The organism is Kitasatospora sp. NPDC051170 (genome assembly GCF_044455705.1).
In the GTDB taxonomy this organism is placed as follows: Bacteria; Actinomycetota; Actinomycetes; order Streptomycetales; family Streptomycetaceae; genus Kitasatospora.
In genome coordinates, this window is the sequence record NZ_JBITFA010000010.1 from 88,824 (window position 1) to 112,519 (window position 23,696).

Here is a 23,696-nt window from a genome sequence, read left to right on the forward strand (position 1 = left end):
GGCAAGGGCCGCCCCCACCCCCCAACCCATCCAGGAATGGAGGCGGCATGCCCCCGTCCGAAGACGGCATGATCAGCCGCAAGACCGTCCTCAAGGCCGCCGCCGTGATCGGTGCCGCCCCGATGCTGATCGGCGGCGGAGTGGCGCTGGCCCGCGACTCGGCGGGCAGCGGCGAGGCCCCCGGCCTCACACCGCAGTGCCACGACCACGACGACCCGACGATCGACCAGACCGAGGGTCCGTACTTCAAGCCGAACTCGCCGCTGCGCAGCTCCATGGCGAACGACGGCCCCGGCACCCGGCTCTCCGTGAGCGGCTACGTGTTCGGCAGCGCCTGCCGGGGCATCTCCGGCGTGCTGCTGGACTTCTGGCAGGCCGACGACAACGGGGACTACGACAACAGCGGGTACACCTTCCGCGGCCACCAGTTCACCGACGCCAACGGCGCGTACCGGCTCGACACCATCGTCCCCGGCCTCTACCCGGGCCGGACCAGGCACATCCACGTCAAGGTCCAGGCCCCCGGCCGCGGAATCCTCACCACCCAGCTCTACTTCCCGGGTGAGCCCCGCAACAACACCGACACCATCTACGACGCGCGGCTGCTGATGACGGTCCGGCAGAACGGCCCGGGCAAGGACGCCAGCTTCGACTTCGTCCTCAACGTGCCGCAGACCCCGGGCACCCCCAGCCCGACCGCGACGCCCACCGGCACCCCCACCGGGACGCCCACGAGCACGCCCACCCAGCCGAGCGGCAGCTGGACCGCCGGCCGGTCGTACAACGCGGGCGACCGCGTCACCTACAACGGCGCCTCCTACGTCTGCCTCCAGGGCCACACGGCCATGGTCGGCTGGGAGCCGCCGAACGTACCGGCCCTCTGGCAGCGGGTGTAGCGGCTCCGTCCGCTGCTCGGGGCAGCCGGGCGCCCGGTCGGCGGCAGGGCCGACCGGGCGCTCAACCATGTCCGCAGAGGTACGGGGAACGCGCTTTACCAGTCGGAAAGCGGTCAGGCAACGAAAGGAAGCGAATCCAGTCGATCTTCGTTACTGGTTAGGCTTTCAAATGTTCTCAAGGTTAAAGTCGATCCCATGCATGCCTGGCCCGCCTCCGAGGTTCCCGCCCTGCCTGGTCAGGGGCTCCCCCTCCACATCTTCGACACCGCAGCGGGCAAGGTCCGCGAGGTCGTGCCGCAGGACGGCACCGCCCGGATCTACGTCTGCGGCATCACCCCCTACGACGCGACCCACATGGGCCACGCCGCCACCTACAACGCGTTCGACCTGGTGCAGCGCGTCTGGAAGGACGCCGGCCACGACGTCCTGTACATCCAGAACGTCACCGACGTCGACGACCCGCTGCTCCAGCGCGCGGTCGAGACCGGCCAGGACTGGGTGGCCCTCGCCGAGCGCGAGACGGCCCTGTTCCGCGAGGACATGACCGCCCTGCGGCTGCTCCCGCCGGCCCACTACGTCGGCGCCGTCGAGTCGATCCCGTGGATCGTGCCGATCGTCCAGAAGCTGCTGGCCTCCGGCGCCGCCTACGAGGTCGACGGGGACATCTACTTCTCCGTCGACTCCGACCCGCACTTCGGCGGCGTCTCCGGCCTCACCCGCGAGGCCATGCGTCCGGTCTTCGCCGAGCGCGGCGGCGACCCGGACCGCCCGGGCAAGCGCGACCCGCTGGACGCGCTGCTCTGGATGGCCGCCCGCCCCGGCGAGCCCGCCTGGGACACCGAGCTCGGCCACGGCCGTCCCGGCTGGCACATCGAGTGCGTGGCCATCGCGCTGCAGTACCTGGGCATGGGCTTCGACCTCCAGGGCGGCGGCAGCGACCTGTCCTTCCCGCACCACGAGATGGGCGCCTCGCACGCCCAGGTCGCCACCGCCGGCCACCCGTACGCCAAGGCGTACGTGCACGCCGGCATGGTCGGCCTGGACGGCAAGAAGATGTCCAAGTCCCGCGGCAACCTGGTCTTCGTCTCCACCCTGCGCCGCGAGGGCGTCGACCCGGCGGCGATCCGCCTGGCCCTGCTCTCGCACCACTACCGCGAGGACTGGGAGTGGACCAAGGACGTCCTGGACGAGGCCGTCGAGCGCCTCGCCCGCTGGCGCGCCGCGGTCTCCCGCCCGGACGGCCCGGCCGCCGAGCAGCTGCTCGCCGAGATCCGTACGGCGCTGGCGAACGACCTGGACGCGCCCGCCGCGCTGGCCGCCGTCGACCGCTGGGCGGCCCTTCAGGACGGCGAGGGCGGCACCGACACCGGCGCCCCCGGCCTCGTCAGCCGCACCGTGGACGCCCTGCTGGGTGTCGCGCTCTGAGGTTGCGCAACGAAGGGGCGCCGGGACTTCTGTCCCGGCGCCCCTTCGGCGTTCCCGCGTCGTACGGCTGCGCGTGCTACTCGTCCTCGTCCTGGCTCTCCCGGGACGCACCCGGGGCCTCCGGCTCGGCCGGCCGCTCCGCGGTGGCGTGCCCGGACACCGGCTTCTCGCCGGTCGGCCCGACGTTCTCCCGCCGCCGCAGGTAGCGCTCGAACTCCCGGGCGATGGCGTCCCCGGACGCCTCCGGGAGCTCCGCCGTGTCCTGCGCCTCCTCCAGCTGCTGGACGTACTCGGCCACCTCGCTGTCCTCGGCGGCCAGCTGGTCCACCCCGAGCTGCCAGGCCCGGGCGTCCTCGGCCAGCTCGCCCGGCGGGATGCGCAGGTCCAGCAGGTCCTCCAGCTTGTTGACCAGCGCCAGCGTCGCCTTCGGGTTCGGCGGCTGCGAGACGTAGTGCGGCACGGCCGCCCAGAGCGTCACGGCCGGCACCCCGGCGTGGGTGCAGGCCTCCTGGAGCACGCCGACGATGCCGGTCGGGCCCTCGTAGCGGCTCTCCTCCAGGTCCAGCCGGCGGGCCAGCTCGGGGTCGGAGGTGACCCCGCTGACCGGCACCGGGCGGCTGTGCGGGGTGTCGCCGAGCAGCGCGCCCAGGATCACCACCAGCTCGATGCCCAGCTCGTGGGCGAAGCCCAGCAGTTCGTTGCAGAACGAGCGCCACCGCATGCTCGGCTCGATGCCGCGCACCAGTACCAGGTCGCGCGTGGTCGGCTCGGTCACCCGGATCACCGAGAGCCTGGTGGTGGGCCAGGTGATCCTGCGGATGCCGCCGTCCAGCCAGATCGTCGGCCGGTTGACCTGGAAGTCGTAGTAGTCCTCCGCGTCCAGCGCGGCGATCACCTTGCCGCCCCAGGTCTCGTCCAGATGCGCCAGCGCCGTGGAGGCGGCGTCGCCGGCGTCGTTCCAGCCCTCGAAGGCGCAGACCATCACCGGGTCGATCAACTCGGGAACATCTTCCAGCTCGATCACCCAGCGTCTCCCTCCGGTCGGCTGCCTGCCGCGGGCGCCCCGGCCGGGGCGCCGATCGGCCGGTCGCCGACGGTCGAACCTCTCGTCGCCCGTGGAACTCCTCGCTCCACGGTCCCTACCTGCCCAGCCTACGGGCTTTGATGCGCGTAGCGGCCGGGCACCGGGACAGTCTGAGGGAGCCGCCGGTCGTGATCCAGCGGATATCGGCGGCGTGCTGGCTGACGGATCGTCAGGTCAGGAGACGTCCACCCAGCCGCGCCGGTAGGCGGCCCAGTGCTCGGGCGTCGAGGCGAAGTCCACGTACAGGGCGACGCCGAACCGCCGGCGGGAGAGGTCCTCGCGGCCCAGGCCCAGGCGGACGCCGCGCACGGCGGCGGTGACCGTCTCGGCGTCGCCGTCGTGGCCGGGCTGGTCGGCCCAGAAGAAGGGCAGGCCCATCAGCAGGTCGACCCCGGGCGGGGTGGCGGCCAGCGCCATCTCGGTCTGCTGGGCCACGTACCCGCCGTACAGGGGCTGGGTGGGCATGGAGGTGTCGTAGCTCATCACCGCGATCTGGTCCACGCGGCGGGCGGTCTCGGTGAAGTACCCCGCGTCCCACCACTTGCCGTGGTCGGTGAGCGCGATCGCGGCGGTGTGCAGGCCCGGGACGGGGTCGATCTGCGGGGCCGCGACGGAGAGCACCGCGCCGCGCGCCGCCGTCACCGGGCGGACGGCGTCCAGCAGGGAGAGCCAGCCGGCCGTACCGGGGCGGATGGGCTCCATGTCGAAGTGCACCCCGTCGAAGCCCTGGTCGAGCACCTGGCGGGCGGAGGCGGTGATCCGCTCGCGGGTGGGGGCGTCGTCGAGGTCCAGGGCGTCCTTCTCCGGTTTGACCTCGTCGCCCAGCCAGCCCTGGAGGCGCACGCCGGGCAGGGCCCGGTGCGCGGCCTCGGTGAACCAGCGGGCCCGGGGGTGGACGGAGGCCGGGAGGGAGCCGTCGTGCTCCAGCGGGCCGGTGTGCACGTACAGGTCCCGTACGCCGGTGCCCGCCAGTTGGCGGACCAGTGCCTGGACGTCCGTGTCCGTCTTGCGTCCGTCCACCCACGCATGGCCCAGCCACACCGCGTCCCGTCCGCGGGTGCGGGCCTCGGGGGCCGGTTCACCCGTGTAGTGGAGCCGGAACACGGTCAGGAGGGAGCCGAGCGCGGCCAGCGGAACGGCCGCCACCAGGGCCAGGACCAGCAGCGCCCGGCGCCACCGGGACCAGCGCCGCCAGCGCTCGCGCAGCGCTCCGAACGGGGCCGACACGGCCCGTCCGACACGTGTGAGGACGGTCTTGACAGAGGCCATGCGGTCGCTCCCCCTTCGCGATCGAACGTTCAGGATACGGAATGGGTCGACAGGCCGAGCCGGGAGCCGGATACCCTGGCGTCGTGCGCGTCCGAGCAAGCGGGCGCGCAAAGCCGACAGCCGTCGCACCAGGGAGACGCCCCATGGCCACTGCAGCCGATCCGTCCATCACTCCGCAGAGCCGCGCGAACGCGCTGCGTGAAGCACTCGCCGCCCGCGTGGTGGTGGCCGACGGGGCGATGGGCACCATGCTCCAGGCGCAGGACCCGACGCTGGAGGACTTCCAGAACCTCGAAGGCTGCAACGAGGTCCTCAACGTCACCCGGCCGGACATCGTCCGCTCCGTCCACGACGCCTACTTCGCGGTGGGCGTGGACTGCGTGGAGACCAACACCTTCGGCGCCAACTTCTCCGCGCTGGGCGAGTACGAGATCTCCGAGCGCATCTTCGAGCTCTCCGAGGCCGGCGCCCGGATCGCCCGCGAGTCGGCCGACGCCCGCACCGCCGAGGACGGCCGCGTCCGCTGGGTGCTCGGCTCGATCGGCCCCGGCACCAAGCTGCCCACCCTGGGCCACGCCCCGTACGAGACCCTGCGCGAGGGCTTCCGGCTGAACGCGGCCGGGCTGATCGCCGGCGGCTCCGACGCGCTGCTCGTCGAGACCAGCCAGGACCTGCTCCAGACCAAGGCCGCGATCCTCGGCTGCAAGCGCGCCCTGGCCGAGGCCGGCCTGGACCTGCCGATCCTGGCCCAGGTGACCGTGGAGACCACCGGCACCATGCTGCTCGGCTCCGAGATCGGCGCGGCGCTGACCGCCCTGGAGCCGCTGGGCATCGACTACATCGGCATGAACTGCGCCACCGGCCCGGCCGAGATGAGCGAGCACCTGCGCTACCTGGCCAAGAACGCGAGGATCGGCCTGTCCTGCATGCCGAACGCGGGCCTGCCGGTGCTCGGCAAGGACGGCGCCCACTACCCGCTGACCCCGGCCGAGCTGGCCGACGCCCACGACGTGTTCACCCGCGAGTACGGGCTCTCGCTGGTCGGCGGCTGCTGCGGCACCACCCCCGAGCACCTGCGCCAGGTCGTCGAGCGCGTCCAGGGCCGCCCGGTCGCCCCGCGCGACCCGCAGCCCGAGCCGTCCGCCGCCTCGCTCTACCAGGCCGTGCCGTTCCGCCAGGACACCTCCTACCTGGCGATCGGCGAGCGCACCAACGCCAACGGCTCGAAGAAGTTCCGCGAGTCCATGCTGGCGGGGGACTGGCAGGCGTGCGTGGAGATCGCCCGCGACCAGATCCGCGACGGCTCCCACCTGCTGGACCTGTGCGTGGACTACGTCGGCCGCGACGGCGTCGCCGACATGAAGGAGATCGCCGGCCGCCTGGCCACCGCCTCCACCCTGCCGATCGTGCTGGACTCCACCGAGCCCGACGTGCTGCGCGCCGGCCTGGAGGCCATCGGCGGCCGCGCGGTGCTCAACTCCGTCAACTACGAGGACGGCAACGCCCCCGACTCGCGCTTCGGGAGGATCGCCTCGCTGGCCCGCGAGCACGGCGCCGGCCTGATCGCCCTCACCATCGACGAGGAGGGCCAGGCCCGCACCGCCGCCCACAAGGTGGAGATCGCCGAGCGACTGATCGCCGAGCTGACCGCCGACTACGGCATCGACGAGGGCTCGATCCTGGTCGACTGCCTCACCTTCACCCTGGCCACCGGCCAGGAGGAGTCCCGCCGGGACGGCATCGAGACCATCGAGGCCATCCGCGAGCTCAAGCGCCGCCGCCCGGGGGTGCAGACCACCCTGGGCCTGTCGAACATCTCCTTCGGCCTCAACCCGGCCGCCCGCGTGGTGCTCAACTCCGTCTTCCTGCACGAGTGCGTGGAGGCCGGACTGGACTCGGCGATCGTGCACGCCTCCAAGATCCTCCCGATCTCCCGGATCCCCGAGGACCAGCGCGAGGCCGCCCTCGACCTGGTCTACGACCGCCGCCGCGAGGGCTACGACCCCTTGCAGCGCCTGCTGGAGCTGTTCGAAGGCGTCTCCAGCGCCTCCGTCAAGGCGTCCAAGGCCGAGGAGCTGGCCGCGCTCCCGCTGGACGAGCGGCTGCAGCGCCGCATCATCGACGGGGAGCGCAACGGCCTGGAGGCCGACCTGGACGAGGCGCTGACGGTGCGCCCGGCGCTGGAGATCATCAACGACACCCTGCTGTCGGGCATGAAGGTGGTCGGCGAGCTGTTCGGCTCCGGCCAGATGCAGCTGCCGTTCGTGCTCCAGTCCGCCGAGGTGATGAAGACGGCGGTGGCCCACCTGGAGCCGTACATGGAGAAGTCCGACAGCGAGGGCAAGGGCACCATCGTGCTGGCCACCGTCAAGGGCGACGTCCACGACATCGGCAAGAACCTGGTGGACATCATCCTGTCCAACAACGGCTACAACGTCGTCAACCTGGGCATCAAGCAGCCCGTCTCGGCGATCCTCGACGCCGCCCAGGAGCACAACGCGGACGTCATCGGCATGTCCGGCCTGCTGGTCAAGTCCACCGTGATCATGAAGGAGAACCTGGAGGAGCTGAACCAGCGCAAGCTGGCCGCCAGCTACCCGGTGATCCTCGGCGGCGCCGCCCTGACCCGCGCCTTCGTCGAGCAGGACCTGCACGAGATCTACGAGGGCGAGGTCCGTTACGCCCGCGACGCCTTCGAGGGCCTGCGGCTGATGGACGCGCTGATCGCCGTCAAGCGCGGCGTGCCCGGCGCCGTCCTGCCGGAGCTCAAGCAGCGCCGCCACGCCCGCGCCCAGGTGGAGGAGCCGGAGCCCGAGGTCAACCTCGGCCAGATCCGCTCCGACGTCGTGGTGGACAACCGGGTGCCGGCCCCGCCGTTCTGGGGCGACCGCATCGTCAAGGGCATCCCGTTCGCCGACTACGCCTCCTGGCTGGACGAGGACGCGCTGTTCAAGGGCCAGTGGGGCCTCAAGGCCGCCCGTGCCGGAGACGGCCCCTCGTACGAGGAGCTGGTGGAGACCGAGGGCCGGCCGCGGCTGCGGGCCTGGCTGGACCGGCTGCAGACCGAGGGCTGGCTGGAGGCCGCCGTGGTCTACGGCTACTACCCGGCCAACTCCAAGGGCGACGACCTGATCGTCTTCCACGAGGACGGCACCGAGCGCACCCGCTTCACCTTCCCCCGCCAGCGGCGCGGGCGCCGGCTCTGCCTGGCGGACTTCTTCCGCCCGGAGGAGTCCGGCCAGCGGGACGTGGTGGGCCTTCAGGTCGTCACCATGGGCAACCGGATCTCGGAGGCGGCCAACGAGCTGTTCGCGGAGAACTCCTACCGCGACTACCTGGAGCTGCACGGCCTCTCCGTCCAACTGGCCGAGGCGCTGGCCGAGTTCTGGCACGCCCGGGTCCGCTACGAGCTGGGCTTCTCCGGCGAGGACCCGCAGGACGTCAAGGACATGTTCGCCCTCAAGTACCGCGGCGCCCGTTTCTCGCTCGGCTACGGGGCCTGCCCCGAGCTGGAGGACCGCGCCAAGATCGCCGAGCTGCTGCGGCCCGAGCGGATCGGCGTGGTGCTCTCCGAGGAGTTCCAGCTGCACCCGGAGCAGTCCACGGACGCGATCGTGATCCACCACCCGGAGGCGAAGTACTTCAACGCCCGGTAATCCCATCGCCCCGCCGCGTTCGCTCTTTCCGGAGGGTGCGGGCGTATTCTGGATGATCCTGAACGGGCCGGTCCGCTGACCAGCGGGCCGGCCCGTGCCATCCCCGGGTACGCCCGGGTCCGGACGGAAGGAAGCCGCCATGACCTCCACCACCACCGCCACGCGCGTGCTCGACCACGGGGACGCCCGGGGGCTCCAGGCGGTGCTGCTGGACATGGACGGCACGCTGGTGGACACCGAGGACTTCTGGTGGCAGGCCGAGGTCACGCTCTTCGCCGAGCTGGGCCACCGGCTGGACGAGGCGGACCGCGCCCACGTGGTCGGCGGCCCGATGACCCGGGTGATGGACTACCTGGTCGGCCGCACCGGCGTGGACATCGCCCCGGCCGACCTCGGGGTGATGGTCAACGAGCGCTTCGTGGAGCTGCTGGCCGGCGGGGTGCCCCTGATGCCGGGCGCCGAGCGGCTGCTCAACACCCTGGACGCGCACGGGATCCCGGCCGCCCTGGTGTCGGCCTCGCACCGGCACGTGATCGACATCGTGCTGCGCTCGCTGGGCGCCGAGCACTTCGCCTTCACCATCGGCGGCGACGAGGTGGCGCGCACCAAGCCGTTCCCGGACCCGTACCTGGAGGCGGCCCGCCGCCTGGGCGCCGAGCCGGGCCGCTGCGTGGTGGTCGAGGACACCCCGACCGGGGTGCGGGCGGGCGAGGCGGCGGGCTGCCCGGTGATCGCGGTCCCCTCGGTGGCGCCGATCGAGCCGGCCCCGGGGCGCCTGGTGGTCTCCTCGCTGGAGCAGGTGGACCTGGACCTGCTGCGCTCGGTGGTCGCCACCCGGGTGTGAACGCTCAACTGTGTGATTGTCGTCTCATCGCAGGCGGCCCTATCGGCTGGTAAGGGGATTTGTTCGTACCGCCTCCGAGGTTCGCCCCGGGGAGAAATCGGGCAATGCCTGACAACTCGTCGGGTATCGCCGACTGCCCCCAACTCCCGTGTCCCAAACGTCATCTTCGCGGGTACCGGTCGAATGTGTTCGATATGGCACGCTACTCGGGTTCGTACCCCACCCCAAGGACGCGCCCGTGAGAACTCCCGCTGAACGCCTGGCCGTACTCGGTTGTGCCGGCCTGGTCGCCGTGACGCTGACCGGCTGCGGGTCGGTGACCGACGCCGTCAAGGGCAGCGACGGCAAGGCGATCACCATGGGGACGACCCAGCTCACCGGCGTCCTGGACCCGGCCGCCGCGTACGACTCCGCGTCCTGGATGCTGCTGCGCAACACCTTCCAGTCGCTGCTGGCCTTCCCCGCCGCCTCCAGCGCGCCCTCCCCGGACGCCGCGCAGTCCTGCGAGTTCACCGGCGCCGACGCCATGCAGTACCACTGCACCCTGCGCCCCGGCCTCAAGTTCTCCAACGGCCACGCGCTGACCGCCCAGGACGTGGTGTTCTCCGTCGAGCGCACCCGGAAGATCAACGACCCCAACGGCCCGGGCTCGCTGCTCTCCTCCATCAAGACCGTCGAGGCCAAGGGCGACAACGAGGTGCTCTTCCACCTCGGCGCCCCCGACGCCACCCTCCCGGCCAAGCTCGCCGGCCCGGCCGGCGCCATCGTCGACCACCAGGCGTACCCGGCGGACAAGCTCGTCGCCAACGACAAGCTGGTCGGCTCCGGCCCGTACCGCTTCGACTCCGTCGAGATGGTCAAGGCCGGCAAGGGCGACGGCCAGCAGCTCGGCAAGGTCGTGCTGGTCGCCAACGACAAGTACAGCGGCGAGGCCAAGCTGCGCAACACCAAGTTCACCGTGCGGTACTTCGACCAGCCGGCCGACCTCAAGGCGGCGCTGGACAAGGGTGAGGTCGACCTCACCGACAACAGCCTGGAGCCGAACACCGCCGCCCAGATGCACTCGGACCAGCAGTCCGGCGCCTCGGACGTGCAGGTCGTCGAGGGCGACAGCAACGACACCCGCTCGCTGGTCTTCAACACCAAGGACTCCGTCGGCGGCAACCTCGCCGTCCGCCAGGCCGCCGCCCAGCTGCTCGACCGCAAGTCGCTCGCCCGCGACGTCTTCGCCCGGACCGTCCAGCCGCTGTACGCGCTCGTCCCGGCCGGCGTCAACGGCCACACCACCGCCTACTTCGACCGCTACGGCGACCAGGACACCGCCAAGGCGAAGAAGATCCTCACCGACGCCAAGGTCCAGCTGCCGGTGAAGCTCAGCCTCACCTGGTCGCGCTCGCGGGCCGGCAACGCCGAGCCGGACACGCTCAAGAAGCAGCTCGAGGCCGGCGGCCTGTTCCAGGTGACCGTCCAGCAGGAGCCGGACTGGGACGCCTACAAGAAGGGCTGGGCCGAGGGCAAGTACCAGGCGTACATCATCGGTTGGTTCGCCGACTACCCGGACCCGGACAACTACATCGCCCCGCTGATCGTCCAGGGCGGTGCCTACCACCACGGCTGGGACGACCCGCGGATCAGCGGCAAGCTGGTGCCGGAGGGCCTCAAGCAGGCCGACCGCAGCGCGGCCGCCGCCGGCTACTCGCAGATCCAGCAGATCGTCGCGGAGAACGCGCCGCTCATCCCGCTGTACCAGAACAAGGCGTTCTTCGCCGCGCGCTCGTACATCACCGGCGTCGAGTCCACCGTCGACACCACCGGCGTGTTCCGCTTCTGGGACATCGGCCGCACCAGGTAGGCGTACGAGAAAGGCCCGCTCCGGACGCCGGAGCGGGCCTTTCTCGTACGTGTCCTACAGGGCGCCGGGGCGCACCAGCCCGCTCTCGTAGGCGTACACCGCGGCCTGCACCCGGTCGCGCAGCTGGAGCTTGGTCAGCACGTGGCCGACATGCGTCTTGACCGTCGTCTCGCTGACGAACAGCTCCGCGGCGATCTCCGCGTTCGACAGCCCGCGGGCCACCAGCTTCAGCACCTCCAGCTCCCGTTCGGTCAGCGCGCCCAGGGCCTGCGGCGGCGCCTCCTCGCCCGAGGGCAGCTTGGTGGCGTACATGTCCAGCAGTCGGCGGGTGATGCTCGGCGCCAGCATGGCCGCGCCGTCGGCGACCACCCGGATGGCCTGCACCAGCTCCTCCGCCGGGACGTCCTTGAGGAGGAAGCCGCTCGCGCCCGCGCGCAGCGCCTCCACCACGTACTCGTCCAGGTCGAAGGTGGTCAGCACCAGCACCTTGGCCGGGCCGTCGCGCCCGGGGCCGGCGATCCGGCGGGTCGCCTCGACGCCGTCCATCCGCGGCATCCGGATGTCCATCAGCACCACGTCGGGCTGCAGCGCCCGCACCTGGTCCAGCGCCTGCTGTCCGTCGCCGGCCTCACCGACCACCACCAGGTCGGTCTCGGCCTCCAGGATCATCCGGAAACCCGTGCGCAGCAGCGGCTGGTCGTCGACCAGCAGCACTCGGATCGTCACTCGGACTCCTTGCTCATCTTGCTCATCAGATCCCCCGTGGGATTTTCCTCGTCGGAAACACGTGCCAGCGGAAGGGGGTACGGCGGCGGGGTGCCCCCGAACTCCGGGCAACTGGCCTGATGATCGCACCAGTCGCAGAGCCGGTTGCGGGTGGCCGGGAAATCCCCGGTGGCCACCGCGTGGCCGATCCGCTCCCACAGCGCCAGCAGCTTGCGCTCCACCGCCAGCAGGTCGGCCTCGTCCGGGTCGTAGCTCACCACGTCCCCGCCGCCGCCGAGGTAGACCAGCTGCAGCCGGCGGGGGATCACGCCCTTCCAGCGCCACACCACCAGCGCGTAGAACTTCATCTGGAACATGGCCTTGCCCTCGAAGTCCCGCGAGGGCGCCCGGCCGGTCTTGTAGTCCACCAGCCGGACCTCGCCGGTCGGGGCGACGTCCACCCGGTCGATGTACCCGCGCAGCAGCAGGCCCGACTCCAGCGCCGTCTCCACGTACAGCTCGCGCTCCACCGGGTGCAGCCGCGTCGGGTCCTCCAGGCGGAACCACTGGCCGACCAGCTTCTCGGCGTCCGCCAGCCAGCGGGTCAGCGCCGCGCCGTCCGGATCGTCTCCGTCCTCCGGGAACAAGCCGGCCAGTTCCGGCCGTTCCCCGAGCAGCCGCTCCCACTGCGGGCGCAGCAGCCCGAGCGCCCGCTCGGGTGTGCGCTCGGCCGCGGGGGAGTCGAACAGCCGTTCCAGCACCGCGTGCACCAGGGTGCCCCTGGTCGCCGCCGCGCTCGGCGGCTCCGGAAGCCGGTCGATCACCCGCAGCCGGTACAGCAGGGGACAGGTCAGGAAGTCCCCCGCCCGGGACGGGGACAGGCCGGTCGGCGCCGCCGCCGGGCGGGCCGTGGCCCCGGCGGGCGCGGTGGTGTCGGTCTGCTGCATGCCCACGACCCTACGGCCCTTCGCTGTCATCCCGCTGCCACGGCTCTGCCACGGCGGCCCCCGCGATGGGTATGAAGGGATCGTGGGGCACGCGCCGCGGCGGGCCCGCGATCACGTAGCGTGGGCGCACCGGGCACGACGCGGGGGAGACGACCGAAGGGATCACGGTGAGCGACAGCAGGGGGCAACAGACCTCCGACCAGCCGCCGCAGGACGACCGCGGGCGCCGCCCGGCCCCGCCCGGGCGCGGCGGCATCCTGATGGGCCGCCCCTTCGGCGTTCCGATCTACGTCACCCCCTCCTGGTTCGTCATCGCCGCGCTGATCACCTGGGTCTTCGGCGGCCAGCTCGGCGACGTCCTGCCCGACCTCGGCGGCGCCCGCTACCTCCTCGCGTTCTTCTTCGCCGTCGCCTTCTACGCCTCCGTCCTGGTGCACGAGCTCGCCCACACCCTGGTCGCGCTGCGCTACCGGCTCGGGGTGCGGCGCATCCAGCTGCAGTTCTTCGGCGGCGTTTCGGAGATCGAGAACGAGGCCGAGTCGCCCTGGCGCGAGTTCTGGCTGGCCTTCGTCGGCCCGCTGCTCTCGCTCGTCCTCGGCGGGCTGTTCCTGCTGGGCGTGCAGGCCGTGGAGCTCGACACCGTGCCCGGGGTGCTGCTCACCGGGCTGACGGTCGCCAACTTCGTCGTCGCCGCCTTCAACCTGCTGCCGGGCCTGCCGCTGGATGGCGGCCGGATGCTGCGCGCCGTGGTCTGGGCGATCACCGGCCGGCCCATGGCCGGCACCGTCGCCGCCGCCTGGGCGGGCCGGGTGCTCGCCGTCGCCGTCCTGGTCGGCCTGCCGCTGCTCAACGCGGCCCGCACCACCGAGCGCTCCGGCACGGACACCCTGGTCGACGCCGTCCTGGCCGCCGTCCTCGCCGCGATCATCTGGAACGGCGCCACGAGCAGCCTGCGCAACGCCCGCCTCAAGGAGGTCCTGCCGGGCCTGCGGCTGCGCGACGTCGCCCGCCGCGCCGTCGAGGTCACCGCCGACACCCCGCTCGGCGAGGCCATGCGCCGCGCCCGCGAGGCCCAGGCCGGCGCCGTCGTGGTGGTGGACGGCCGGGGCGAGCCGATCGCCATCGTCCGCGAGTCGGCCGTACGGGCCGTGCCCGAGCACCGCCGCCCCTGGGTCTCGGTCGGCCCGCTCTCCCGGGACCTGGAGCCCGGCATGCGCCTGGACGCCGACCTCGGCGGCGAGGACCTGCTGCGCGCCCTCCAGGCCACCCCGGCGGGGGAGTACCTCGTCGTCGAGGCGGACGGCCGGATGTACGGCGTCGCCGCGCTCACCGACATCGAGCAGCGCCTCAGCTCCGCCCTGGCCCGGTACTGAGCGGCCGCCGCGGGGGCCGTGATCGTTCCGCGACGCCCCTGGTCGGGCGGGCCGGTGCGCTTCCCGTAGGATTGCCCGCATGTCCGAACCGACCGGTGCCGCCCGCCGACGCGGGCCCTTCCAGGTCGGGGACCAGGTCCAGCTGACCGACCCCAAGGGTCGCCACTACACGTTCACGCTCCAGGCAGGGAACCAGTTCCACACCCACAAGGGTGCGTTCCCCCACGACGAGCTGATCGGCGCCCCCGAGGGCACGGTCGTGCGCACCACGGGGAACGTCCCGTACCTCGCGCTGCGCCCCCTGCTCCCCGACTACGTCCTGTCCATGCCGCGCGGCGCCGCCGTGATCTACCCCAAGGACGCGGGTCAGATCCTGGCGATGGCCGACATCTTCGCGGGTGCCCGCGTGGTCGAGGCCGGAGTCGGCTCGGGCGCGCTCAGCACGTACCTGCTGCGGGCCGTCGGTGACACCGGCATGCTCGCCTCGTACGAGCGCCGGCAGGACTTCGCCGACATCGCCCAGGGCAATGTGGAGCGCTACTTCGGCGGCCCGCACCCGGCGTGGAAGCTCACCGTCGGCGACCTCCAGGACAACCTGGTCGAGACCGACGTCGACCGCGTCATCCTCGACATGCTCGCCCCCTGGGAGTGCCTGGACGTCGCCGCCAAGGCGCTCGTCCCCGGCGGCCTGATCTGCTGCTACGTGGCCACCACCACGCAGATGTCGCGCACCGTCGAGGCGCTGCGCGAGCACGGCAGCTTCACCGAGCCGCAGGCGTGGGAGACCATGGTGCGCACCTGGCACCTGGAGGGCCTGGCCGTCCGCCCGGACCACCGGATGATCGGCCACACCGGCTTCCTGCTCACCGCCCGCCGCCTGGCGGACGGCGTCGAGCCGCCGCTGCGCCGCCGCCGCCCCGCCAAGGGCGCGTACGGCGAGGACTACGACAACGGGGCGTCCGAGATGACGCTCCAGGAGCGCGCCGCGGCGCGCAAGGCCGCTCGCGAGGCGGACCCGGAGCAGCCGGACCTCGGCTGACCTTTCAGCGACGTGAAGGGGGTGGTGCGGGCTCCGGCCCGTACCACCCCCTTCGTCGTGCGCGCCTCCCCGGTGTGGGACGATGCTGCCTCACCCACACCGCTGGAGGGGACGCCTGGTGGAGACCGCGGTCAAGGCGCAGGCCGGACAGCAGACACCGCGGGGCCGTACGGGTCCCGGGCACGTGCGAACTTCCGCCTGGCACTGGGCCCTTGCCCTCGCCGGCTGCGGCGCGGTGGTCGCCACCGCCCTCGCCGCCTCCCCGGCGACCGGCACCCCGGTGCCGCTGCGTTCCACTCCCTCGGCGCTGCCCGCTGCCGCCGCCCCCGACCCGAGCAGGGCCCAACTGCCGCTCGACTGCGGCCCGTTCCCGGTGAAGCCCGCGCTCAGCGTGCCCGCCGTCCTCGCCGACGGAAAACCGGCCACCGTCGTCGCCGCGCACTGCGACGCCGAGAACGGCACCCCGCCGGACGCCGTCTACCTGCTGGGCTTCGGCGCCGACCGCACCCCCACCGTGCTCGCCACCCTGCTCTCCGAGCGGGAGAACCTCACCGTCGGCCGGCTCGCGCTGCGCTCGGATGGCGCCATCACCGGCCACGCGCAGGGGTATTCGAGCGACGACGTGCCGCGCTACGCTCCCGACCTCGCGCTCGACCTGACCTGGACGCGCAGGGGCGGCGGCTGGGAACGCTCCCAGACCGCCGCCCCGGTCAGCCGTACCTGACGCCGCGAGACGGACGCCGGCCGGGCGCCGCTACTCGGCGTCCGGCCCGTACACCTCGACCCGGTCCGAGACCCGGCGCACGTGGATGCAGTCGCCGGGACACTCCTTCGCCGAGTCCACCACGTCCTGAAGGATCGTCAGCGGCACCGGGGCGCTCTCCCCGGGCTGCTGGCGCAACTCCTCGTCAGGGCCCTTCACATAGGCCAGCCCGTCGATGTCCAGCTCGAAGACCTCGGGGGCGTACTGCGCGCAGATGCCGTCGCCGGTGCACAGATCCTGGTCGATCCACACCTCCAGCTGCTCGGCCTGCTCCGCCGTCTGCTCGGTCACCGACATGTCCCCTGCCGTTTCTGTCCCGGGTCGACCCCGTTTCCGGGGCAATCCCGCCATTCGTACAACGATCGGACCCTGAGTACCGGTCGCGATCGGATATCACTTCGCTCGACGATACATCTGGCCCGCTTTGGCCGGTGCGCGGTGGGTATCCCCTTAGCAGAGGGGAAGCACGCTGGGGCGAAGATCGGACACGCCCGTTCCATCTTTCTTGATCTAGGGGTTTACGGACCCCTGGTCCCAGGTAGGGTCTGGAAGCGTCCAGCTCCCCGGAGGAGGTGAGGACCGTGGCAGCCCACGATGACGACTACAACCGCAGCACCGGCAGGCCCGCTCGTGGTTCCGACGAGGCCGCTCAGGTCTCGTTCCTTGAGCAGGAAATCGCCGTGCTGCGCCGCAAGCTCGCCGACTCGCCGCGCAATTCGAGAATCCTCGAAGAGCGGATCGTCGAGCTCCAGACCAACCTGGCCGGCGTGACCGCCCAGAACGAACGGCTCGCCTCCACCCTGCGTGAGGCCCGCGACCAGATCGTGGCCCTCAAGGAGGAAGTGGACCGGCTGGCACAGCCCCCGGCGGGTTTCGGCACCTTCCTCGAAGCCAACGAGGACGGCACCGCGGACATCTTCACCGGGGGGCGCAAGCTCCGCGTCAACGTCAGCCCCACCGTCGCCCTCGACGAACTGCGGCGTGGCCAGGAGGTGATGCTCAACGAGGCCCTCAACATCGTGGACGCGATGGCCTTCGAGCGCATCGGCGAGATCGTCACCCTCAAGGAGATCCTCGAGGACGGCGAGCGCGCCCTGGTCATCGGCCACACCGACGACGAGCGGGTGGTGCGCCTCGCGGAACCGCTGCGGGGGATCACCATCCGGGCGGGGGACGCACTGCTGCTGGAACCGCGTTCCGGCTACGTGTACGAGGTGGTGCCGAAGTCCGAGGTCGAGGAGCTGGTCCTCGAGGAGGTCCCGGACATCGACTACCGGCAGATCGGCGGCCTCGGCAACCAGATCGAGCAGATCCGCGACGCGGTCGAGCTGCCGTACCTGCACGCCGACCTCTTCAAGGAGTACGAGCTGCGCCCGCCCAAGGGCGTCCTGCTCTACGGCCCGCCCGGCTGCGGCAAGACGCTCATCGCCAAGGCGGTCGCCAACTCGCTGGCCAAGAAGGTCGCCGAGGTCACCGGCCGTCCGCAGGGGAAGAGCTACTTCCTCAACATCAAGGGCCCCGAGCTGCTCAACAAGTACGTGGGCGAGACCGAGCGGCAGATCCGCCTGGTCTTCCAGCGGGCCCGGGAGAAGGCGAGCGAGGGCACGCCCGTCATCGTCTTCTTCGACGAGATGGAGTCGCTCTTCCGCACCCGTGGCTCGGGTGTCAGCTCGGACGTGGAGAACACGATCGTCCCGCAGCTGCTCGCCGAGATCGACGGCGTGGAGGGCCTGGAGAACGTCATCGTCATCGGCGCCTCGAACCGCGAGGACATGATCGACCCGGCGATCCTGCGGCCCGGCCGCCTGGACGTCAAGATCAAGATCGAGCGCCCCGACGCCGAGGCCGCGAAGGACATCTTCTCCAAGTACCTCAAGGACTCGCTGCCGTTCCACCCGGACGACCTCAAGGAGCACGACGGCTCCCTCGGGGCCACGGTGGCCGCGATGATCCAGTCCGTGGTGGAGCGGATGTACTCCGAGACGGAGGAGAACCGCTTCCTGGAGGTCACCTACGCCAACGGCGACAAGGAGGTCCTGTACTTCAAGGACTTCAACTCCGGCGCGATGATCCAGAACATCGTCGACCGCGCGAAGAAGATGGCCATCAAGGACTTCCTCGACCACGGTCAGCGCGGTCTGCGCGTCTCCCACCTGCTCGCCGCCTGCGTGGACGAGTTCAAGGAGAACGAGGACCTGCCCAACACGACCAACCCGGACGACTGGGCCCGCATCTCCGGCAAGAAGGGCGAGCGGATCGTCTTCATCCGCACCCTCGTCACCGGGAAGCAGGGCGCCGAGTCCGGCCGCTCCATCGACACCGTCGCCAACACGGGGCAGTACCTGTAAGGCACCTGCACACCGTCCGGCTGTGGCGCCTCGCGGCCCCGCAGCCGGACGGCGCGTCTCGGGGCCCGCCCGTCAGTGCCGGGTTCTAGGCTCGACCCACCGTCCGCGGGCACAACGCCGGCGCCGGTGTTGTTCAGCGGTACGTCAGCGTGTTCCGCCCGTCGGGGGCGGGGCACCGGGCAAGGAGGGCCGCATGACCGTACGGCGCGTGATGGGGATCGAGACCGAGTACGGGATCTCCGTGCCCGGGCATCCCAACGCCAACGCCATGCTCACCTCGTCCCAGATCGTCAACGCGTACGCGGCGGCGATGCACCGGGCCCGGCGGGCCCGCTGGGACTTCGAGGAGGAGAACCCGCTGCGCGACGCGCGGGGGTTCGACCTCGCGCGCGAGGTGGCGGACGCCAGCCAGCTGACCGACGAGGACATCGGCCTCGCCAACGTGATCCTCACCAACGGGGCCCGGTTCTACGTGGACCACGCGCACCCGGAGTACAGCTCGCCCGAGGTGACCAACCCGCGCGACGCCGTGCTCTGGGACAAGGCCGGCGAGCGGATCATGGCCGCCGCCGCCCGGCGCGCGCTGGAGCTGCCCAACGGGCAGAACATCCTCCTGTACAAGAACAACACCGACAACAAGGGCGCCTCCTACGGCACCCACGAGAACTACCTGATGAAGCGGGCGACGCCCTTCGCCGACATCGTCCGCCACCTCACGCCGTTCTTCGTCTCCCGCCAGGTCGTGACCGGCGCCGGCCGGGTGGGCCTGGGCCAGGACGGCTCGGCGCACGGCTTCCAGATCAGCCAGCGGGCCGACTACTTCGAGGTCGAGGTCGGGCTGGAGACCACCCTCAAGCGGCCGATCATCAACACCCGCGACGAACCGCACGCCGACGCCGAGAAGTACCGCCGGCTGCACGTGATCATCGGGGACGCCAACCTCTCCGAGATCTCCACCTACCTCAAGCTGGGCACCACCTCGCTGGTCCTGTCGATGATCGAGGACTCCTTCATCGCCTCCGACCTCGCCGTCGACCAGCCGGTGCGCACCCTGCACCGGGTCTCCCACGACCCGAACCTCAAGCACCTCATCACCCTGCGCAACGGGCGCAAGCTCACCGCCGTCCAGCTCCAGCTGGAGTACTTCGAGCTGGCCCGCAAGTACGTCGAGGACCGCTTCGGCACGGACGCCGACGAGCAGACCGTGGACGTGCTGGCCCGCTGGGAGGACGTCCTGACCCGCCTGGAGAACGACCCGATGTCGCTCTCCAAGCAGCTGGACTGGATCGCCAAGCGGGAGATCCTGGAGGGCTACCGCAGCCGGGACGCCCTGGAGTGGGACAACTCCCGGCTCCACCTCGTGGACCTCCAGTACAGCGACGTGCGCCCCGAGAAGGGCCTCTACAACCGCCTGGTGGCCCGCGGCCGCTTCGAGCGGCTGGTGACCGAGGAGGAGGTCGAGCGGGCCGTCACCCAGCCCCCGGAGGACACCAGGGCCTACTTCCGCGGGCGCTGCCTCGACCAGTACGCGGAGCACGTCGCGGCGGCCTCCTGGGACTCGGTGATCTTCGACCTGCCGGGGCGCGACTCGCTGCAGAGGGTGCCCACCCTGGAGCCGCTGCGCGGCACCCGCAACCACGTCAAGGAGCTGCTGGACCGCTGCCGCACGGCGGAGGACCTCCTCCGCGTCCTGGCCGGCGGGTAACTTTTCGATCACCACGGGTGAACGTCCGCCGAATGGGAATCATCCGGGGTGGCAGCGGGTGTTGGACAGGAAGCGCCACCGGCAAACCGGGAGCGGCAGTCGCACCTTGTGTATAGGGTCGGTGCAACCAGCACCGACCCACCGACCAAACCGTGCCAGACGAATCGAGCGGGGTGAGGGAAATGGCGAGCAAGGACACCGGCGGCGGCCAGCAGCGGGCGAACCGCTCTTCCGAGGAGGTCGAGGAGCAGGCGGCGGAAACCCAGAATTCCGACGACCTCAAGGAGCGCCAGGAAAAGCTGAGCGACGACGTCGACGCGGTTCTCGACGAAATCGACGAGGTGCTCGAGTCGAACGCCGAGGATTTCGTGCGCGGATTCGTGCAGAAGGGCGGGCAATAGCCCCCGCTCCCGGTATTCGGGAATTCACGGTCGCGACCGTCGAAACGCGGCCGGGCGGCCCGGCCGCCCGGCCGTCCGGCACCGGCCCTCCACCCTCGGACGATGATCGTCGGGCGGGTAGGGTGCGGGCAGCGCGCGCTTCAAGCTACCTGGAAGGAATCGTGTGGAAGCCAACATCCGTGGCACCGGGCGTCTACCGGCTGCCTTCCTGACTCCGGGGTCGTCCTCGTTCCTGGACTTCCTCGCCGAGCACAAGCCCGAGATGCTGCCCGGCCACCGCGGGCTCCCCGAGGGGGCCGTGGTCGAGGCGCCGCACGGCACGACGATCGTCGCCGCGATCTTCGCCGGCGGCGTGGTGATCGCCGGCGACCGGCGGGCGACGATGGGCAACGTGATCGCCCAGCGCGACATCGAGAAGGTCTTCCCGGCCGACGAGTACAGCGCGGTCGGCATCGCCGGCACCGCGGGCCTCGCGGTCGAGATGGTCCGGCTGTTCCAGCTGGAGCTGGAGCACTACGAGAAGATCGAGGGCACCACGCTCTCCCTGGAGGGCAAGGCCAACCGGCTGACCACCATGATCCGGGGCAACCTGGGCATGGCGATGCAGGGCCTGGCCGTCGTCCCGCTGTTCGCCGGCTACGACGTCGACCTCGGGCGCGGCCGGATCTTCAACTACGACGTCACCGGCGGGCGTTCGGAGGAGCGCGGGTTCGCCGCCACCGGCTCCGGCTCGGTGTTCGCGCGGGGCTCGCTCAAGAAGCTCTACCGCGAGGACCTGACGGCCGAGCAGGCCGCCACCCTGGTCATCCAGGCGCTCTACGACGCGGCCGACGACGACTCCGCCACCGGCGGCCCGGACCTCGCCCGCAAGATCTACCCCATCGTCTCGCTGATCACGGAGGACGGCTTCCGCCGGCTCACCGACTCGGAGGTCGCCGAGATCGCCGTCGCGATCACCGACGAGCGCCTGACCCGCCCCAACGGCCCGCAGGCCCCGCTGATCTAGCCGCCACCTCACAGGAAAGGGACGACCGCCGGTGTCGACACCGTTCTACGTCTCACCCCAGCAGGCCATGGCGGACCGCGCGGAGTACGCCCGCAAGGGCATCGCGCGCGGCCGCAGCGTGGTCGTGCTCACCTACGCCGACGGCATCGTCTTCGTCGCGGAGAACACCTCGCGGGCGCTGCACAAGGTCTCCGAGATCTACGACAAGATCGCCTTCGCGGCGGTCGGCCGCTACAACGAGTTCGAGAACCTGCGCATCGGCGGCGTCCGCTACGCCGACCTGCGCGGCTTCTCCTACGACCGGGCCGACGTGACCGCCCGGGGCCTGGCCAACGTCTACGCCCAGACGCTGGGCACCATCTTCTCCTCCGTCGGCGACAAGCCGTACGAGGTCGAGCTGATCGTGGCCGAGGTCGGCCGCGACGTCGACCAGGACCAGATCTACCGGCTCACGCCGGACGGCTCGGTCGTCGACGAGAAGAACTACGTGGTGGTCGGCGGCAACGCCGACTCCATCGGCAACTACCTGGGCCAGCGCCACCGCGCCGGGCTGAGCCTGACCGAGGCCGTCAAGGTCGCGGTCGACTCGCTGGCCCGCGACCCCAACGGGGGCAGCCCGCGCACCCTGACCCCGGAGCAGCTGGAGGTGGCCGTCCTCGACCGCCAGCGGTTCCAGCAGCGCAAGTTCAAGCGCATCCTCGGCAACCAGCTCGCCCGTCTGCTCGAGGGCGACCAGTCCGCCGAGTCGGACGACGAGGACAGGCCGGCGGCCACCCCGGCGTCGGACGAGTAGTACCAGGAGGAGTCCCGTGCGGCGGCCCGACCGCCGTACGGGGCTCCGGTGCCCCTGCGGCGGCCCAGTCGTCGTGGAGGCGGTTTCGGAAGCTCCGACAGACAAGGGAGTGCTCATGGACCGCCGGATTTTCGGGCTGGAGAACGAGTACGGCGTGACCTGTACGTTCCGCGGGCAGCGGCGGCTGTCGCCGGACGAGGTGGCGCGGTACCTGTTCCGCCGGGTCGTCTCCTGGGGCCGCAGCAGCAACGTGTTCCTGCGCAACGGCGCCCGCCTCTACCTCGACGTCGGCTCCCACCCCGAGTACGCCACCCCCGAGTGCGACGACGTCGTCGAGCTGGTGACGCACGACAAGGCGGGCGAGCGCATCCTCGAAGGACTCCTGGTGGACGCCGAGCGGCGGCTGCACGAGGAGGGCATCGCGGGGGACGTCTACCTCTTCAAGAACAACACCGACTCGGCCGGCAACTCCTACGGCTGCCACGAGAACTACTGCGTGACCCGGCACGGGGAGTTCTCCCGCCTGGCGGACGTGCTCATCCCGTTCCTGGTCACCCGGCAGCTGATCTGCGGGGCCGGCAAGGTGCTGCAGACCCCGCGCGGCGCGGTCTACTGCGTCAGCCAGCGGGCCGAGCACATCTGGGAGGGCGTGAGCTCCGCGACCACCCGCTCCCGTCCGATCATCAACACCAGGGACGAGCCGCACGCGGACGCCGAGCGCTACCGCCGGCTGCACGTGATCGTCGGCGACTCCAACATGTCGGAGACCACCACGCTGCTCAAGGTCGGCTCCACCGACCTGGTGCTGCGGCTGATCGAGGCCGGGGTGGTGATGCGCGACCTCACGCTGGAGAACCCGATCCGGGCGATCCGCGAGGTCAGCCACGACCTCACCGGCACCCACCAGGTGCGCCTGGCCAACGGCCGGGAGGCCAGCGCGCTGGACATCCAGGAGGAGTACTACACCAAGGCCCTGGAGTTCGCCGACCGCAAGGGCATCAACACCGGCACCGTCGCCCGGGTCCTCGACCTGTGGGGCCGCACCCTGGAGGCCGTGCGCAGCGAGAACCTCGACGGGGTGGCCACCGAGATCGACTGGATCATGAAGTACAAGCTCATCGAGCGCTACCGCGAGAAGCACCAGATGAGCATGTCCAACCCGCGGGTGGCGCAGATCGACCTCGCGTACCACGACATCCACCGCCGCCGCGGGCTGTTCTACCTGCTCCAGGGCAAGGGCCAGGCGAAGCGGGTGACCACCGACCTGAAGACCTTCGAGGCCAAGTCGGTGCCGCCGCAGACCACCCGGGCCCGGCTGCGCGGGGACTTCATCCGGCGGGCGCAGGAGCAGCGACGGGACTTCACGGTGGACTGGGTGCACCTGAAGCTGAACGACCAGGCGCAGCGCACCGTCCTGTGCAAGGACCCGTTCCGGTCGGTGGACGAGCGGGTGGAGAAGCTCATCGCGGGGATGTGATCCCGCGGCGGGCTCCGTGATCAAGGTGCTGTCCGGCCCCGGTGGTGTCTACCGGGGCCGGAGGCGTGCCGGGCATACGCTGTGCGTCGAGTTGGGATGGCCGACTTCGACCG

At 71.2% G+C, this 23,696-nt stretch carries 19 protein-coding genes; 14 read left to right on the forward strand and 5 right to left on the reverse strand.

The features are described 5' to 3' along the window. Positions 1-47: 47 nt before the first annotated feature. Both ACIBCA_RS21500 and mshC read left to right on the forward strand, forming a co-directional pair. Positions 48-896 (forward strand): carbohydrate-binding protein, encoded by an 849-nt coding sequence (locus ACIBCA_RS21500; RefSeq protein ID WP_396284544.1) that lies wholly within the window; start codon positions 48-50, stop codon positions 894-896. A gap of 195 nt (positions 897-1,091) precedes the next feature. Then, the gene (mshC, locus tag ACIBCA_RS21505) at positions 1,092-2,321 is read left to right on the forward strand and encodes a cysteine--1-D-myo-inosityl 2-amino-2-deoxy-alpha-D-glucopyranoside ligase (RefSeq protein WP_396284545.1); all 1,230 of its coding nucleotides are present in this window, start codon (positions 1,092-1,094) and stop codon (positions 2,319-2,321) included. Between the two features lie 76 nt (positions 2,322-2,397). Here mshC and ACIBCA_RS21510 read toward each other — a convergent pair whose 3' ends face one another. Both ACIBCA_RS21510 and ACIBCA_RS21515 read right to left on the reverse strand, forming a co-directional pair. Beyond that, entirely contained in the window at positions 2,398-3,345 is a 948-nt protein-coding gene (locus ACIBCA_RS21510) for a PAC2 family protein (protein ID WP_396284546.1), read from the reverse strand. 234 nt (positions 3,346-3,579) lie between these two features. Continuing rightward, complete coding sequence (locus ACIBCA_RS21515; RefSeq protein ID WP_396284547.1) at positions 3,580-4,674, reverse strand: glycoside hydrolase family 18 protein; 1,095 nt, start codon at positions 4,672-4,674, stop codon at positions 3,580-3,582. Between the two features lie 143 nt (positions 4,675-4,817). Between ACIBCA_RS21515 and metH the strand changes: the two genes are divergently transcribed. The 3 genes from metH to ACIBCA_RS21530 all read left to right on the forward strand — a co-directional run bounded on the left by metH (position 4,818) and on the right by ACIBCA_RS21530 (position 11,026). Further along, on the forward strand, positions 4,818-8,330 hold the full coding sequence (metH, locus tag ACIBCA_RS21520) for a methionine synthase (protein ID WP_396284548.1): 3,513 nt from the start codon (positions 4,818-4,820) through the stop codon (positions 8,328-8,330). A gap of 139 nt (positions 8,331-8,469) precedes the next feature. Further along, positions 8,470-9,174 carry an HAD family hydrolase gene (locus ACIBCA_RS21525; RefSeq protein ID WP_396284549.1) on the forward strand — a complete coding sequence of 235 codons (705 nt, stop codon included), beginning with the start codon at positions 8,470-8,472 and terminating at the stop codon, positions 9,172-9,174. Between the two features lie 238 nt (positions 9,175-9,412). Then, positions 9,413-11,026, forward strand: a complete 1,614-nt coding sequence (locus ACIBCA_RS21530) for an ABC transporter substrate-binding protein (protein ID WP_396284550.1) — start codon at positions 9,413-9,415, stop codon at positions 11,024-11,026. Between the two features lie 54 nt (positions 11,027-11,080). Here the strand turns inward: ACIBCA_RS21530 and ACIBCA_RS21535 are convergent, their stop codons facing one another. Beyond that, entirely contained in the window at positions 11,081-11,752 is a 672-nt protein-coding gene (locus ACIBCA_RS21535; RefSeq protein WP_396284551.1) for a response regulator, read from the reverse strand. Beyond that, a complete protein-coding gene (locus ACIBCA_RS21540) occupies positions 11,749-12,678 on the reverse strand; it encodes a RecB family exonuclease (RefSeq protein ID WP_396284552.1) in 930 nt (309 codons plus the stop codon). Before ACIBCA_RS21540 ends, ACIBCA_RS21535 begins: the two co-directional genes overlap by 4 nt. A gap of 167 nt (positions 12,679-12,845) precedes the next feature. Here ACIBCA_RS21540 and ACIBCA_RS21545 point away from each other — a divergent pair, with 167 nt between their 5' ends. The 3 genes from ACIBCA_RS21545 to ACIBCA_RS21555 all read left to right on the forward strand — a co-directional run bounded on the left by ACIBCA_RS21545 (position 12,846) and on the right by ACIBCA_RS21555 (position 15,814). Then, positions 12,846-14,051, forward strand: a complete 1,206-nt coding sequence (locus ACIBCA_RS21545; protein ID WP_396284553.1) for a site-2 protease family protein — start codon at positions 12,846-12,848, stop codon at positions 14,049-14,051. Positions 14,052-14,130: 79 nt separating this feature from the next. Continuing rightward, complete coding sequence (locus ACIBCA_RS21550; RefSeq protein WP_396284554.1) at positions 14,131-15,090, forward strand: tRNA (adenine-N1)-methyltransferase; 960 nt, start codon at positions 14,131-14,133, stop codon at positions 15,088-15,090. Positions 15,091-15,274: 184 nt separating this feature from the next. Continuing rightward, complete coding sequence (locus ACIBCA_RS21555) at positions 15,275-15,814, forward strand: hypothetical protein (protein WP_396284555.1); 540 nt, start codon at positions 15,275-15,277, stop codon at positions 15,812-15,814. A 30-nt stretch (positions 15,815-15,844) separates the two neighbouring features. On the opposite strand, the gene ACIBCA_RS21560 is transcribed toward ACIBCA_RS21555, so the two are convergent. After that, positions 15,845-16,150, reverse strand: a complete 306-nt coding sequence (locus tag ACIBCA_RS21560; RefSeq protein WP_396284556.1) for a ferredoxin — start codon at positions 16,148-16,150, stop codon at positions 15,845-15,847. Positions 16,151-16,434: 284 nt separating this feature from the next. On the opposite strand from ACIBCA_RS21560, the gene arc reads away from it, so the two are divergent. The 6 genes from arc (at position 16,435) to pafA (ending at position 23,583) form a co-directional block, all read left to right on the forward strand. Further along, complete coding sequence (arc, locus tag ACIBCA_RS21565) at positions 16,435-18,201, forward strand: proteasome ATPase (protein ID WP_031069171.1); 1,767 nt, start codon at positions 16,435-16,437, stop codon at positions 18,199-18,201. Between the two features lie 193 nt (positions 18,202-18,394). Beyond that, on the forward strand, positions 18,395-19,906 hold the full coding sequence (gene dop, locus ACIBCA_RS21570; protein WP_396284557.1) for a depupylase/deamidase Dop: 1,512 nt from the start codon (positions 18,395-18,397) through the stop codon (positions 19,904-19,906). Positions 19,907-20,088: 182 nt separating this feature from the next. Next, a complete protein-coding gene (locus tag ACIBCA_RS21575) occupies positions 20,089-20,307 on the forward strand; it encodes a ubiquitin-like protein Pup (protein ID WP_031069167.1) in 219 nt (72 codons plus the stop codon). Between the two features lie 163 nt (positions 20,308-20,470). Then, positions 20,471-21,313 (forward strand): proteasome subunit beta, encoded by an 843-nt coding sequence (gene prcB, locus ACIBCA_RS21580; RefSeq protein ID WP_396284558.1) that lies wholly within the window; start codon positions 20,471-20,473, stop codon positions 21,311-21,313. 31 nt (positions 21,314-21,344) lie between these two features. Then, a complete protein-coding gene (gene prcA, locus ACIBCA_RS21585; RefSeq protein WP_396284559.1) occupies positions 21,345-22,106 on the forward strand; it encodes a proteasome subunit alpha in 762 nt (253 codons plus the stop codon). A gap of 115 nt (positions 22,107-22,221) precedes the next feature. Continuing rightward, a complete protein-coding gene (gene pafA / locus ACIBCA_RS21590; protein ID WP_396284560.1) occupies positions 22,222-23,583 on the forward strand; it encodes a Pup--protein ligase in 1,362 nt (453 codons plus the stop codon). The last annotated feature ends 113 nt before the right edge of the window (positions 23,584-23,696 follow it).

Coding starts and splice junctions, on each gene's coding strand:
- ACIBCA_RS21500 (WP_396284544.1), top strand. CDS start 48: ATGCCCCCGTCCGAAGACGGCATGATCAGCCGCAAGACCGTCCTCAAG.
- mshC (WP_396284545.1), top strand. CDS start 1,092: ATGCATGCCTGGCCCGCCTCCGAGGTTCCCGCCCTGCCTGGTCAGGGG.
- ACIBCA_RS21515 (WP_396284547.1), bottom strand. CDS start 4,674: ATGGCCTCTGTCAAGACCGTCCTCACACGTGTCGGACGGGCCGTGTCG.
- metH (WP_396284548.1), top strand. CDS start 4,818: ATGGCCACTGCAGCCGATCCGTCCATCACTCCGCAGAGCCGCGCGAAC.
- ACIBCA_RS21525 (WP_396284549.1), top strand. CDS start 8,470: ATGACCTCCACCACCACCGCCACGCGCGTGCTCGACCACGGGGACGCC.
- ACIBCA_RS21540 (WP_396284552.1), bottom strand. CDS start 12,678: ATGCAGCAGACCGACACCACCGCGCCCGCCGGGGCCACGGCCCGCCCG.
- ACIBCA_RS21550 (WP_396284554.1), top strand. CDS start 14,131: ATGTCCGAACCGACCGGTGCCGCCCGCCGACGCGGGCCCTTCCAGGTC.
- ACIBCA_RS21560 (WP_396284556.1), bottom strand. CDS start 16,150: ATGTCGGTGACCGAGCAGACGGCGGAGCAGGCCGAGCAGCTGGAGGTG.
- dop (WP_396284557.1), top strand. CDS start 18,395: ATGACCGTACGGCGCGTGATGGGGATCGAGACCGAGTACGGGATCTCC.
- ACIBCA_RS21575 (WP_031069167.1), top strand. CDS start 20,089: ATGGCGAGCAAGGACACCGGCGGCGGCCAGCAGCGGGCGAACCGCTCT.
- pafA (WP_396284560.1), top strand. CDS start 22,222: ATGGACCGCCGGATTTTCGGGCTGGAGAACGAGTACGGCGTGACCTGT.